This is a genomic window from Ruegeria sp. BHSA163 (assembly GCF_059613365.1).
The window spans coordinates 109552-123169 of sequence record NZ_JBXWSJ010000007.1 but is presented as its reverse complement, the minus strand read 5'-3'; the positions used below and the strand labels follow the sequence as shown (position 1 = coordinate 123169).

14 protein-coding genes are annotated in these 13618 nt (G+C 53.0%); 6 read left to right on the top strand and 8 right to left on the bottom strand.

The features are described from left to right. The coding region (locus AC2FNV_RS05735; RefSeq protein ID WP_496772652.1) for a hypothetical protein at window positions 1-295 on the top strand (295 nt) is incomplete at its 5' end. Between the two features lie 158 nt (window positions 296-453). Then, window positions 454-1143, top strand: coding sequence for a M48 family metallopeptidase (locus AC2FNV_RS05730; protein WP_170605292.1), 690 nt, complete (start codon window positions 454-456; stop codon window positions 1141-1143). Window positions 1144-1210: 67 nt separating this feature from the next. Here AC2FNV_RS05730 and AC2FNV_RS05725 read toward each other — a convergent pair whose 3' ends face one another. Genes AC2FNV_RS05725 through AC2FNV_RS05705 form a run of 5 tightly spaced genes read right to left on the bottom strand, consistent with a single transcriptional unit; the run spans window position 1211 to window position 6469 of the window. Further along, window positions 1211-1753, bottom strand: coding sequence for an RSP_2648 family PIN domain-containing protein (locus AC2FNV_RS05725; RefSeq protein WP_170605291.1), 543 nt, complete (start codon window positions 1751-1753; stop codon window positions 1211-1213). Then, window positions 1750-2952 (bottom strand): RSP_2647 family RNA methyltransferase, encoded by a 1203-nt coding sequence (locus AC2FNV_RS05720; protein WP_170472557.1) that lies wholly within the window; start codon window positions 2950-2952, stop codon window positions 1750-1752. Before AC2FNV_RS05720 ends, AC2FNV_RS05725 begins: the two co-directional genes overlap by 4 nt. Before the next feature lie 40 nt (window positions 2953-2992). Continuing rightward, window positions 2993-3265 (bottom strand): hypothetical protein, encoded by a 273-nt coding sequence (locus AC2FNV_RS05715; protein WP_170472560.1) that lies wholly within the window; start codon window positions 3263-3265, stop codon window positions 2993-2995. Further along, a complete protein-coding gene (locus AC2FNV_RS05710) occupies window positions 3252-6044 on the bottom strand; it encodes a [protein-PII] uridylyltransferase family protein (RefSeq protein WP_496772649.1) in 2793 nt (930 codons plus the stop codon). The genes AC2FNV_RS05715 and AC2FNV_RS05710 overlap by 14 nt, the downstream gene beginning before the upstream one ends. Then, on the bottom strand, window positions 6041-6469 hold the full coding sequence (locus AC2FNV_RS05705; protein WP_170605287.1) for a nuclear transport factor 2 family protein: 429 nt from the start codon (window positions 6467-6469) through the stop codon (window positions 6041-6043). Before AC2FNV_RS05705 ends, AC2FNV_RS05710 begins: the two co-directional genes overlap by 4 nt. 111 nt (window positions 6470-6580) lie before the next feature. Between AC2FNV_RS05705 and AC2FNV_RS05700 the strand changes: the two genes are divergently transcribed. The 4 genes from AC2FNV_RS05700 to AC2FNV_RS05685 all read left to right on the top strand — a co-directional run bounded on the left by AC2FNV_RS05700 (window position 6581) and on the right by AC2FNV_RS05685 (window position 8801). Continuing rightward, window positions 6581-7003, top strand: coding sequence for a DUF2852 domain-containing protein (locus AC2FNV_RS05700; RefSeq protein WP_170472570.1), 423 nt, complete (start codon window positions 6581-6583; stop codon window positions 7001-7003). Between the two features lie 66 nt (window positions 7004-7069). Further along, window positions 7070-7501 carry an RDD family protein gene (locus AC2FNV_RS05695; protein ID WP_170472573.1) on the top strand — a complete coding sequence of 144 codons (432 nt, stop codon included), beginning with the start codon at window positions 7070-7072 and terminating at the stop codon, window positions 7499-7501. 76 nt (window positions 7502-7577) lie between these two features. Beyond that, entirely contained in the window at window positions 7578-8402 is an 825-nt protein-coding gene (locus tag AC2FNV_RS05690) for an arginyltransferase (RefSeq protein WP_496772646.1), read from the top strand. A gap of 6 nt (window positions 8403-8408) precedes the next feature. Next, window positions 8409-8801, top strand: coding sequence for a VOC family protein (locus AC2FNV_RS05685; protein ID WP_170605285.1), 393 nt, complete (start codon window positions 8409-8411; stop codon window positions 8799-8801). 298 nt (window positions 8802-9099) lie between these two features. On the opposite strand, the gene AC2FNV_RS05680 is transcribed toward AC2FNV_RS05685, so the two are convergent. The 3 genes from AC2FNV_RS05680 to AC2FNV_RS05670 form a co-directional block, all read right to left on the bottom strand. Next, window positions 9100-11454 carry a TRAP transporter large permease gene (locus AC2FNV_RS05680; RefSeq protein ID WP_170605283.1) on the bottom strand — a complete coding sequence of 785 codons (2355 nt, stop codon included), beginning with the start codon at window positions 11452-11454 and terminating at the stop codon, window positions 9100-9102. A 17-nt stretch (window positions 11455-11471) separates the two neighbouring features. Next, window positions 11472-12398 carry a TRAP transporter small permease subunit gene (locus tag AC2FNV_RS05675; protein WP_170605281.1) on the bottom strand — a complete coding sequence of 309 codons (927 nt, stop codon included), beginning with the start codon at window positions 12396-12398 and terminating at the stop codon, window positions 11472-11474. 122 nt (window positions 12399-12520) lie between these two features. Continuing rightward, a complete protein-coding gene (locus tag AC2FNV_RS05670) occupies window positions 12521-13603 on the bottom strand; it encodes a TRAP transporter substrate-binding protein (protein WP_170605279.1) in 1083 nt (360 codons plus the stop codon). Window positions 13604-13618 lie beyond the last annotated feature (15 nt).

The window sequence follows — 13618 nt, the reverse complement described above, 5'->3', positions numbered from 1 at the left end:
TTACGACGGGCGCAGCAGCGAAGAGATCGCCGATGACATCGCCGCGCTAGACCCTACCGACCCGGATTACAACGACACCCTGGACAGCCTGGAAGAAGAGTTACGCGACGCGTTAGATTATGAAGACGCGCGTGACTCCTTGCGCTCCGACGTTAGGGATTTGCGAGTTGATACTTTGGTCGCTCAGAAAGAAGCTGAACACGCCTTTTTCGAAGCTTCTCGTGGCACCGTCTTAACCGAAGACTCGCTTGCGGAATTGCACGGCAACTTGCAACTGCCGATCCCGGCCGACTGAGTCCTGATATACTGGACTGAAAAAATTCGGGAAGCTGGCAGCAATGTTGGTGCATAATATCAAGGTCTCAACGGGCGCTTATGATGACTCTTTGGTTTTGCAAAAAAGTGAATTGATGCAACCTTGCCCTGCCACATCATTCCGCCCATATCTAAAGCATGTTGCGCATCACACCTATTCTGCTGGCCGTTCTCTATGCGATCGCGATGTACCGGATTTCGGTTTGGCGAACACATCGAGAATTGGACGCGAAATCGACTGAGCTTGCCGACCCAGCTTTAAAACGCATGACGGACAGGTTGGCGGCGGCTTTAGATATCGAACGTGTTCCGGTTTATATCTACGAAATTGATCCTGTGAACGGATTGGCTGCTCCGGACGGGCGGATATTCATAACCCGAGGCTTTTACCGCAAGTTCAGAAACGGTGAGGTTTCCGCAGAAGAAATGGCCAGTGTAATCGCACATGAGTTAGGGCATGTTGCATTAGGTCACGCCCGCCGTAGGATGATCGATTTTTCAGGCCAAAACGCTATGCGCGCCGCACTGATGATGCTTCTGAACCGATTTATTCCGTTTATCGGTGCGTGGATAGCCAACGCATTGACCGCCCTGTTGGCGTCGCGCCTTTCAAGGGGGGATGAATATGAAGCAGACGAATATGCGGCTGCCTTGCTGACCAAAGCAGGAATCGGAATTGAACCGCAAAAATCGCTGTTTCATAAGCTCGAAGACCTTACTCAGCAACGCGCAGGCGTTGTTCCAGCCTGGTTAATGAGCCATCCAAAAACCGATGAAAGAATTGCAGCTTTAGAGGCTTTGGAACAGCGTTGGGGCACTAGCTCATAGGTTCGAGTAGGCACGGACAAGCCTTTCATGCCGTGTCATCAAATTGACGGCTTTGCAGCGGTCAGGCTTAGGTTGTGAGAGCTTTGCCCAACCTTGGCAACCGAGCTTTTTTAAAAAGACTGCGCATCGTCCATCGGTCACCAGACAGCCGATTGGCTTCGGAAAGAATGCCCATGGCGACATTACCCATACCTTGAGGGTCCTCATTGTAAAATCCGAGTAAAAAAGTATCGGGGTCGCATCTTTCAAGACCTTCCTCGGCCAAGATGTTCTTGGGAAAGTCCTTGGCGTTGACAGTGATTATCGCGTCAGCCGAACTAACCACGGCGGTCGCCAATACGTGTATGTCTGCACTGTCGGGCAACCAAAGTTTTTGTTCGATGTTCGCTGAGGGCGGTTGTTCGGCATTGGGCCAGTGTGTCCGCGTTAGTGCAATTTCGGCGCGTGCCTGTACTTCTCCAGCCGCTCCAAGTTTGCGAGCTGCACGAGCCCATTCTTCCAAAATCCTAGTAGACCAGATCGGGGTAAAATGCCCTTGTTTTGCAGCGCCCAATAGCATCTCTCGCATCACCGAAGGGTAGATTACACAGGTATCGAGAACCGCTTTCATAGCCTAAAGAAAACAGCTTTTAGGTACCCGCTTTCGGCTAATTGCGGCAGCTGTGGATGATCAGGTCCAGCAAAGCCGGTGTGAATTAACTGAGCCTGCCTTCCCGCGCGCCCAATACCACGCGCGGAAGCGTCTCGAAAGCGACTCAGGTCAGCGGCATGCGAGCACGAGCACAACCCGAGATACCCGCCCGGTTTAACCAAAGGTGCTGCAAGCCGGGCAATCCTTTCATAAGCCCGCAAACCAGCATCCAAGGCCTGCTTCGAAGGCGCAAAGGCCGGAGGATCGCAAATCACAACGTCAAAGGCGGCCTTTTCTTCATTTAACTCTGCCAAATTTTCGAACGCGTCGCCCTGACGGGTTTGAAACCGCCCCGCAAATCCTGAGACTGCCGCGCCCTTCTCAGCTAGCGCCAAAGCAGCAGAGGAACCGTCGACCGACAAAACATGCCCAGCGCCGCCGGCCAACATTGCAAGACCAAATCCACCAACATGGCAGAACACATCCAAAACTAGTGAGCCGGGTTTCGTCAGTCTTGCGGCAAAGGCGTGGTTCGCACGCTGGTCGAAAAACAAGCCGGTTTTCTGCCCACCTGTTAAATCTGCCATGTAGGTCGCGCCATTCATTGGCACCGGTACCGGAGATTCCGGTGTTTGGCCGTGAAGCGTTGTGTTCACGTCGTCCAATCCTTCTAGTCCGCGCGTGCGGCCCGAGGCGTTTTTGATTACAGTTTTGACACCGGTAACTTTGACCAACGTGGCAGTGAGAACTTCAAGGTGATTTTCAGCCCACGCTGCGTTGGGTTGGATCACACAGACGTCACCAAAGCGGTCGATGATAACGCCAGGAAATCCATCTGCCTCGGCGTGTACAAGGCGATAAAATGGATCTTCAAATAGGTGTTCGCGCATATCCAGCGCGCGCTTCAATCGTGCCTCAAACCATTCCGAAGTTAACTCGGCATCCACGTCGCGATCCAAAACACGACACATGATCTTCGATGCCGGATTGACGGCAACTAACGCAATCTCGCTCCGTCTATCATCCACCAGAACAGCCAAAGATCCTGGTTCGATTTTGCGGGTCCGGCGATCCGTAACTACGTCACTGGCGTAGACCCACGGAAAGCCGTGGCGCAGGCCTTTCGCGTTTGCCTTGGGTTTCAGGCGAATTCTCGGTCGATTAGCGGGTTCACTCATAACGCCCTAATAGTAGGGAAGCTGCGGATGGGAAACCCCCTCACCGCGATCTGCCGCGCCACCCGCCGCGTCGTTTGGGTGCCCGTGCGGTCTCCAATCCTTCGCGCAAAACTTGCGTCATTGGATGGTTCTCATACTGGGCTGCATAAATATCGTGTAGTTCCGACAAGGCTTGTTTCTGGTCGCGGTTTTCTGGAAATCCCAGTGCCCAATCCAGAAAGATACTACGACATTCCGGCAAAGCGATGCCTTCGATGCGATAAGCTTCCTGTATCAGCCCCTTTGGGTCGTTCGGGTCATCACTGCGTCCCATCCTTGCCCTCCTCAAACACGGCCGTGATAAGTTCTGCTGCTGTGTCATAAGCGTTAGTCAGCGCGGCCTGTAGTTGCCCCACCTCGTCAAAGCCGGTGGCACGGCAAAGAAACGCCACTCCTCCCTCACCAATCTTGTCAGCCTCGATCATTTCGCCGGACAAAAGTCGCGCGGCACATTGTAGGGACCAACATAAATCATAGCATTCTTTAAGTGTCTGTCCCTGCGCGACTTCCAGCAATCCGGCGGCGGCTACGCCATCCAGGCCAGAATGTACATCGCGCTTTGCGGAGCCTGCCAGCAAGGCTCCTGTTTCAGCAATTAGTTCGATATCCATCATCCGGCCTGAGCCATTCTTTGAATCCCAAATGCCAGAGGGCGATTTTGCGGCGGCCAGTCTTTCACGCATTTCGGCAACTTCGCGCAAGACATTTCTGCGATCACGAGGCCGCGAAAGAAACTCGGCTCTGAAATCTTCGATGTCTGCCACCAATTCTGAATCTCCCGCGACAACACGAGCACGGGTCAGAGCGAGATGTTCCCATACCCATGCGTCGTTCTGCTGATAGTTGGTGAAACTTGCCCAACTCGTTGCAACCGGACCCTGATTTCCCGACGGACGCAAGCGCATGTCCACCTCGTAAAGCCGCCCTTGAGACATTGGCGCCGACAATGCGGTGATGAATGCTTGGGTAAAACGGGCATAATAGGTTCGGGTTGCTAGCGGTCGCGGTCCTTCGGACATTTCTTGATCTAGTGGATCGTATATCACGATTACATCCAGATCGGATTGAGAGTTGACCCGCCCTGCCCCCAACGAGCCCATTCCTAGAACCGCCGCGCCGCGCCCCGGTGCAGGACCATGCTTGGTCGCAAACTGAGCCGCGACAACGGGAAGGATTGCCGCAATAACAGCCTGAGCCAGGTCGGCATACTGCTGCCCCGCACTCGCGCTGTCTATCAATCCACGCAAGTGGTGAACGCCAATACGGAAACGCCACTCCTTGCTCCAACGACGGGCTAAGTCCAGTTGATTTTCATAATCGGTTTCGTTCTTCAACGCCTGAGACAACTCGGCTTCCAAAACCTCGCAGCCGGGCCAATCGGAGAAAAAGCTTCCGACGATGACCGCGTCAAAGACGGACGCATTTCTTGACAGGTAAGAAGCCAAAGCATGCGATGTACCCACAATGTCGATCAATAAATCAATGAGTTGAGAGTTGGCTTCGAATAACGAAAATAGCTGCACACCTGCGGGAAGCCCCGCGAGAAACCCATCAAGTGCCATCAACGCCTCGGAGGGTTGTGCAGTCTTGGCAAGCCGGGACAACAATTCGGGTCTGAGACGTTCAAAAATGCGCCGTGCACGTTGCGAACGCAGCGCCGGATAGGTCGGCCATCTCGCTAGAACGCTTTTGTCAAATTCGACCTCCGTATTAATAGGTGTAGGAATGCTGTGACCAGGGGCAAAGAACCCTTCGGTCAACTCGTGCACCTCCGTCAGTCGCCGCTTTATGCCCGAGAATAGTTCTGAGCTACTGACACCCATGAGACAGGCGATCCGCTCGATCCCGTCCTCGGCTTGTGGAATCTTGTGGGTTTGCGCATCGTGAACCATTTGTATGCGGTGTTCGACCTCCCGATGGGCGCGGTAATGGTCAGTTAGTTTCTCAGCCACTTCATCAGGCACCCAACCTTTGGCCGCCAATGCCGCGAGGCCCGGAACCGTACCCCGAACACGTAGGTCCGGGTCGCGCCCTCCTGCGATCAGTTGCCGAGTCTGAGTGAAAAATTCGATCTCACGTATTCCGCCCTGACCTAACTTCATGTCATGGCCCGGAACCAAGATTGCCCCCCCGGTACCTTTGCTTTCGCGGATTCGAAGCCGAATGTCATGGGCGTCCTGTATGGCCGCAAAATCCAAATGCCGACGCCACACAAAGGGTCGCAGCGCCTGCAGAAATCTTTCGCCTGCGGCAATGTCGCCTGCACATGGTCGTGCCTTGATGTACGCGGCTCGTTCCCAAGTTCGGCCCAGACTTTCATAATATCGCTCTGCCGCTTCCATGGCCAGACAGACCGGGGTTACTGCCGGGTCCGGCCGCAGGCGCAAGTCTGTTCGAAAAACGTAACCATCAGCGGTTTTTTCACTTAGCGTAGCGCAGAAATTTCGCGTGGCTCGTACCATGCCGTGCCGCGCCTCGTAAAAGTCGTCCGGGTCAAAGCGGGTTTCATCGAACAACACTATCAGATCAATGTCCGAGCTGTAGTTCAGCTCGTGCGCCCCCATTTTGCCCATAGCCAAAATTACCATCCCGCCGGCCGTCTCAATGTCGTCTGGCGACAAACCCGGCAACTTGCCACGCTGGATCAATTTCTCAATCTCAGTTTTCGCGGCAACATCAGCAGCAATGGAGCCAAAGTCAGTCAACGCTGCAGTGACCTTTTCCAGTGGCCATGCTCCCGCAAGGTCAGCTAGCGCTGTTAACAAAGCAACGCGTCGTTTTGCCAGACGCAAACCGGGCTTTAATTGATCTGAAGGTAAGTCGCGGACTGCCGTCATAACATCGGCTAAAGCCATATCAGGCCCCTGCAACGCCTCGGACAGCCAGTCGCCATCTTGCTCGATCAACCCTTTCAAATAGGGACTGGAGCCTGCTGCACCTGCAACCAAGTCTGACTGTTCGCGCGTTAAACCCTGAAGCGCAGCGCGAATTTCTTCACCCAGCGACACATCGTAGGCACGGGGGAGCCGTTCAATGGACAACGCTGAGTTCATTGGCGCTCCAAGGGGGTATCTTGGCTGAAACTGTTAACCCAGACATCATGCCGCTTTTCCCATAAGGATGAAATCAGCATCACCTCGGTCATAACGGCACCGGGACGTTCATAATCGGCCCGATAAGACAGCAATACGACGTCATTCGTCAAAACGCGCAACTGAGCCTCGCTAAGTTCGAAACTCGCCATGGTAGGGGCATTTGCGAATTGCCCAACATGATCATCCCTATTGGCGAAACCAGTAGGGTAAACCCCAAGGAAATCCGGACTCAAAAGCGCTCGGTCTGCTTGGGCGTCTCCCTCGACCAGCGCAGTCCAAACCCTTTTCTCTAAAGCAAGAATTTCGTCCAGCGACGGAGGTGAATTGTTATCAATATTTTGCATGATCGGAAAGTGCGCCTGATACCTAGGGACGTCAACCATTCTGGTCGCAGATCTAAAATGTAAATCTTTTTCACATTCCCCCTTGCAACGTGTCATTCGCCCCCCATTTAGAGAATGTAAACAGAATTTACATCAACCCGGAGACAACAAATGACCGCACTTTCCGACACCGCCGTCCCGAAAAACCCGGGATGGATATACCGAGCCGAAACCTGGATGGACAGCAAAGGAAAAGGTGCCTGGATCGCTGCGATGGTCCTTGGTTTTATCTTTTTTTGGCCCGTTGGCCTTGCCCTTTTGGCTTATATGATCTGGAGTAAACGCATGTTCAGCAAGTCCTGTAGCCGTCGTTCTTCTTGGAACAGTCACATGAGCGCGATGAAACCCTCTGGCAACACAGCCTTTGATGCCTACAAAGCTGACACTCTGGCCCGCTTGGAGCGTGAGCAACAAGAGTTCGAGGCCTTCCTTCGCCGTTTGCGTGACGCCAAGGACAAGGCAGAGTTTGACCAGTTCATGAACGAACGCGCTCGCGAAAATCATGATGAACCGGATAGCGGTGAGCGAGCCTGACCCAGTCTTGCCCTGTCCCGTACTTCGGGACAGGGTGAAATAGATTTCACACTTGGACTTACCCTAATGACCCATCTACCCGATCCTGACAGTCAGCCAGAATTCTATCAATCAGTGGCGACCAAACGCTTTTTTGCGTGGCTATTCGACATAGCGTTCGTTTCGTTGCTTTGCACCGTTGCGATTTTGCTGACCTTTGGTCTTGGTTTTTTTGTCCTTGCGCTGATTTACGCGGTGGTTAGTTTCGTTTATCGCGTCGTCACGATTGCGAACGGTTCAGCCACGTTGGGAATGCGGTTTATGGGTATCGAACTGCGCGACGCATTCGGTTCACGCATGGATACGGGTAAGGCTGTGGCCCATACTGCAGGCTATTTCGTTAGCATGGCCTTTCCAGTGCTTCAGATTATCTCGGTTATCATGATGTTAACCAGTGCCCGCTGTCAGGGCTTGACCGACGCATTTCTCGGCACGGTTATGATCAATCAGCGCGCTTAAAGCATACTTTGCGTGAATCACTTGGCGCGTTCCAAAAGCATTGCTATCATCCCGTCGCGGGAGACACGGGACCCTCATGCGACACACGCTGCCAATAGCGCCACAATTTTATGTGACGGCACCACAGCCTTGCCCTTATCTTGAGGGCAGGATGGAGCGTAAACTGTTCACAGCGCTTCAGGGTGAAGGTGCTGATCAGTTGAATAACTGCCTTTCACAGCAAGGTTTTCGCCGTTCGCAAAACGTGTTGTACCGACCTTCTTGCACCGATTGCGCTGCATGCTTGTCGGCGCGGATTGACGTCTCGGCATTTTGTCCCGGCAAAAGCCAACGCCGGGTGATCAAGCGTAACGCTTATCTGAAACGCCGTGCGACCTCGCCTTGGGCAACCGACGAGCAGTTTGATTTGTTCCGCCGTTATCTTGATGCTCGTCACGCTGATGGCGGCATGGCTGATATGGATGTTTTCGAGTTCGCGGCCATGATCGAAGAGACACCTATCCGCAGCCGGGTGGTTGAATACGCCGATCCTGAGACGGGTGCATTAATAGCGGTAAGTTTGACCGACGTCCTGGATGACGGGCTTAGTATGGTTTATTCCTTTTACGACCCACTGAAACAGCAGGACTCTTTGGGCACTTACATGATCCTCGATCATATTGAGATCGCCCGCGAAGCAGGATTGCCCTACGTCTATCTGGGCTACTGGGTACCGGGCAGCCCGAAGATGGGATACAAAGCCAAGTTTTCTGGTTTCCAAGCTTATTTTATGGGAGATTGGCAGAAGATAAGAGAACCCGAGCGGTTTACGGATATGGTGCATCACCCACTGTCTTCGCCGCCAATCGCCGAGCAAGTCGCCAATATCCAGTTACCAGATCGTCACCCGACCAAAGGTTAACTTTGGATGAGGCAAAACCTTCATGCGGTTACGCTCGTGGTGCCGGATTATGACGCCGCAATTAACTTTTACACCGGTGTTTTGAACTTTAACCTTAGTCAAGATATCGACCTCGGTAGTGGAAAACGCTGGGTATTGGTAACTCCACCAGGATCTTGCAGCGGTTCACTATTGTTGGCACAGGCCGATGACGACCTACAATTCGCCTCAATTGGAAACCAAACCGGCGGGCGAGTGGGTTTCTTTCTTGAAACTGACAATTTTGAACGCGACTACAAAGCAATGCGAAGCCTCGGAGTGACGTTTGAGGAACAACCCCGTTACGAACCCTACGGCACTGTAGCTGTCTGGAAAGACCCATTTGGTAACCGCTGGGACCTGATTGAGTTTAATGACTAAGTATAACTTTGAACTCTGCTTGTTCTGTCGCTAAAAGCTACCATTCGTATTGAACTGGAGCGTGACACAGGTTCGCAAAAAATCGATGGGCTTCACAAAGGGTATCAACAAGTTAGCTTATAGCAATGCTCTTTCGCGTCTCAACTACTTTACTATCTCGTCGACCGAGAATTTTTAGTCTACCGAATTAAACCTGACGGAAATCTCGACTGAGTCATTTCCATCGGCGTATCAACAGACATCAATGAAAAAGGGCGCGCGCCGCCCCCTTTTCTTGGCCCTATTTTCATTCCTCCGATCAGTTCGGGATCAGATCCGGAACAATTGTCACGATCGTTGGGAAGAACCACAAGATGGCAATTCCAACCACTTGAATGACCACGAACGGAATTATTCCCCGATAAATATGGCCAGTTGTTACCTCTTTAGGTGCCACGCCTCTGAGGTAGAACAACGCGAACCCAAATGGTGGCGTCAGGAACGAAGTCTGAAGGTTCACTGCCACCATGATGGTTACCCATTTGGGGTCAAACGACCCGCCGTAGATAACCGGGCCTACAATGGGTATCACGATGTATATGATTTCGAGAAAATCCAGGACAAACCCCAAAATGAACAGCACAAGCATCACGATCAGGAAGACTGTGAACTCGTTGTCAAAACTCTTGAGGAACTGCTGGATATAATGCTCACCGCCAAACGATATGACCACGAGGTTCAGCAATTGCGATCCAATCAAGATGGTAAAGACCATCGATGTTACTTTGGCAGTTTCTCGTACGACCGGAGTGAGCACTCCGCTTGAGAACAGGACCCAGCAGCCGAACAGCAGGCCGAACAACGCGAAGATGTAAGCGGCGTAGGCAACGATAAACGCAATCCAGGTTTCTACGGTCACGCCACCCTGATTGATGCGAAGGTCAAAATTCACACCCATCAGCAACGCGATGATCACTGCAAAGGTTGACCAGATGATGACTTTACCAGATCGGCCTTGATCTTGCAGTTTCCTATATGCCGCGAGCATGATTGCCCCACCAGCGCCCAATGCTGCAGCAGGTGTCGGATTGGTTATGCCGCCAAGTATCGAACCAAGCACAGCGATGATCAGAACCAGCGGTGGGAAAACCACCCTGATCAAGTCATTGGTCGCGCAGCGTGCCGCTGCCTCTTTGCAGCCGTATGCAGCCAAAGCAAAAGGCAAAGCCAGCAACAGGAATGTCGCCCCCGATGATGTGGTCGGCGATATCAACAATATGTCAAACAGCAACATCAGCACCAGACCGATGGCTCCGACGATCAGCGGTTGTGCAGCGCGCGACGGTGCGATGCCTCTGGCCATCGCCAGCATGAGCCCAAGCAATACGACAACAACAGCCACGCCGTTTCCGATCGGCGCTGCCGAAGCAATTTTTGCTTCGCGAGCCGCCACCAATTCTTCTTCGCTCAGACGTTCAGCGCTGGCGGCACCTCCTGCGGCGTCAATTTCCTCCTGCTCAGCGACGGCCTGATCCCACGCGGATTGGCCATGAAGCTCGATCATCGACGCCTGACACTCGGGTGACACGTTGGTACGCAGCGATGCGCCCTCAGAAACGTCTGAAAAGGCTGAAACTGAGATATTTTGGCTGCCAATCACACCCGCGCTGCCAAGCAGAACCGCACCGACTATTATCGCGACCGGTACTCCCAACAGCCAAGTCAAACCTTCGGAACGGGTGATGGGTTCGCCTGTTCCTCCTGAAAGTTCAACTGCTGGAGCTTTCTCTGGGTTTAACAATGCATAGCCAAACGCATAAAGCGCATACAGCAGCGCCAGCATTATACCCGGCAACAAAGCTGCCTGGAACAAAGTCCCAACTGATACCACGGCTGGCTCACCAAGGTATGTTAACGCGTCAGTACATCCAGCCTCGACCGCGCGGGTTTCTTGCGCCGTCGAATAAAGATCGCCAGCCAATGTCCCCAGCAGTACGATCACAATCGAAGGTGGAATAATTTGCCCAAGCGTACCCGAGGCGGCAATGACACCTGTGGCCAACTCTGGCGAGTAGTTGTTGCGCAACATGGTTGGCAAGGCGAGCAGACCCATGGTCACAACGGTCGCGCCTACGATTCCGGTCGATGCCGCCAAGAAAGCACCCACAACCACAATTGACACGGCCAGTCCGCCCGGCAGTGGGCCAAAAACCCGCGCCATCGTGGTCAATAGGTCGTTGGCAATCTTAGACCTCTCCAAAGTGATGCCCATCAGGACAAACATCAAAACCGCCAGAAGTGTTTCAATGGATTGTCCGGCCAACACACGCTCATTCATTCGGTTCACAATGAACGAGACGTTGCGGTCCAGTGCAGTTTCCCATCCAGCCGGGAACACCGGCTCGCCGATTCTTGGCAAGTCCGGATATCGGAAGACGGATATTATGTCCGGTTTGACCCCTGAATTCACAAGGTCTCGGTAGGCTTGCGAGCCTGTGTCAATCGCCTGATGAACGAGCAATCCAGCGCTGTCCAACGCCGCAATTATTCCGAAAGAAATAACACCCGCTCCACCAATGGCAAATGCCACTGGGAACCCAGAAAGAATACCACCAAAGAGGCAGAAAAATACGATAATCAGGCCTATCTCGACGCCATCAAGTCCGAATAGCATTGTCTTGGTCTCCGTCCCTAGTGTGCGCCTTCGTAGGCTTCTTCACCATCGCCTAGGCTGTCTTTGTCGAGGTATTTTCCAACGCTTTCAGGCCCTTCAACGTATTCCAGATAGGATCTGTAAAGGAATGCAATGGCGTGCAAGAACACCATGCCCGCAAACGCGACCAGTAGAATCTTGAAAAGGAAGTATGCGTTGAAACCGTTTGGGCTGAAGCCAATGGTTTCAACGTTCCAGCGCAAGGCACGAGACTTCATTACAAGGCGATCCAACGTATCGCTGGCCGAGGGTTTCGGAACGATCAAGTGGCGCCACATAAAGTACCAGCCGTACATCCAAGTCAGCACAGCCATTGGCATCATGAACAGAACCGATCCCAGCATATCAATGACACGTTTGGTTCTATGACTGACCCCGGCATAGATCAGGTCCACGCGAACGTGACCGCCCTGCACGAATGTGTAGGTGCAGCAGAGACAGACGACCATGGCATTATAAAGTTTCAGCTCTTCAGCATACCAACTGATATCCATTTGAAACGGGATACCCAGACCAAACGCCATGTCTGGCCGTGCAAACACGCGTTGCATGAAAACGATCACGATCTGCTGAATAACCATCAAAAGGCCAGCCCATGCAAAGAAACGTCCCGTGGTGTTGGCAAAGCCTTCGAGACCGCGGACCATGCCCCACATGAAATTCCGGTAGTAAAGGCCGATTGCCGTCAGAACCAAAAAAAGTGTGAACACAACAAAGAAAAACTCTACAGAACCACCGTAGTAGACAAAGCGCATGATTGCTTCTTTGTCCGACCAATTCAGCCAGAGCTGCGGATGCGTAATGGCGTATCCAAAATTATAAAAGGCTTCGGCAATGTTCTGAATGAACCATATCAGTCCATTCCACAGGGCGCCGAAAAACGAGATGCCGTTATCGTCCTGCATGTTGTCCCCAGGTCGTCTCGGTTGCACTGCTGTTTATCGTGGTATGGTCATGTCCGAGCATGTGCAACGGGTAAGGTTTCCCCGCGTCCGCGGAGAAACCAGTTAATTTTTGGTTATGAGTGTTAGCCGCGAACGCGATCGCGCTGCGCGGTGTAGGCACCCGACGAAAGGTTCAACCATGCCGACGAAGCAGCCATCGAGTCCATGGCGCTGTCGTGAATTTTCTTGAACAGTTCGTCGCCCATATTTTCGTCCAGAACTTCCTGGCTTGCAGTACCGAACGCGTCCCAGACAGTATCCGGGAATTCCATGACTTTAACGCCGCCCGCCTGCAGACGCTGCAATGCAGCGCCATTGTTGGCCAGGAATTGAGCTAGGTTCCACTGGTGCGCTTCGCCTGCCGCGATCTCGATAATCTTTTGCTGAGCGGGTGTCAGGCTGTCAAAGACTTCTCGGTTGGTCGCCAGCGAAAGACCCGCACCCGGCTCATGGAAGCCCGCTGTGTAATAAGTCTTTGTGATTTCCTGGAAACCAGCCTTTTCGTCTGCCCAGGGACCGATCCACTCGGTTCCGTCGATCGCGCCTGATGACAGAGCCTGATAAACTTCCGAGCCCGGAATATTCTGTACCGACGCCCCAAGTTTGCCCAGCGCCTTGCCACCCAGACCAGGCATACGGAACTTCAAGCCGTTGAAATCATCGGGGCTATTGATCTCTTTCGAGAACCAGCCGCCTGCCTGAGCACCAGTGTTACCGGCAAGGAAAGACTTAAGGCCAAAAATCTGACCCAGCTCGTCATGCAGTTCCATACCGCCATCGTGGTAGTACCAGTTTACCAGCTCTTGAGCAGTCATTCCGAACGGAACAGCTGTAAAGAAGGCATAGCCCGGATGCTGACCGACAAAGTAGTAGTCAGCCGCGTGATACATATCGGCTTGACCGGACGATACCGCGTCAAACACTTCGAACGCGCCAACCAGTTCGCCAGCCGCTTTGATATCAACTGTCAGATTGCCGTCCGACATCGCGGTGATGCTGTCGGCGCAGCGCTGAGCGCTGTCGAAAACGCCTGCTAGGCCACGACCCCACGAGGTAACCATTGTCAAAGTGCGCTTGCCCTGAGCATAGGCTGGTGCTGCCAGCGCTGTAGCTGCGGCTGCAGATCCACCAAGTGCTGACGTTTTAAGAAACTTACGGCGATCCATGTGAGTGATCCTCCC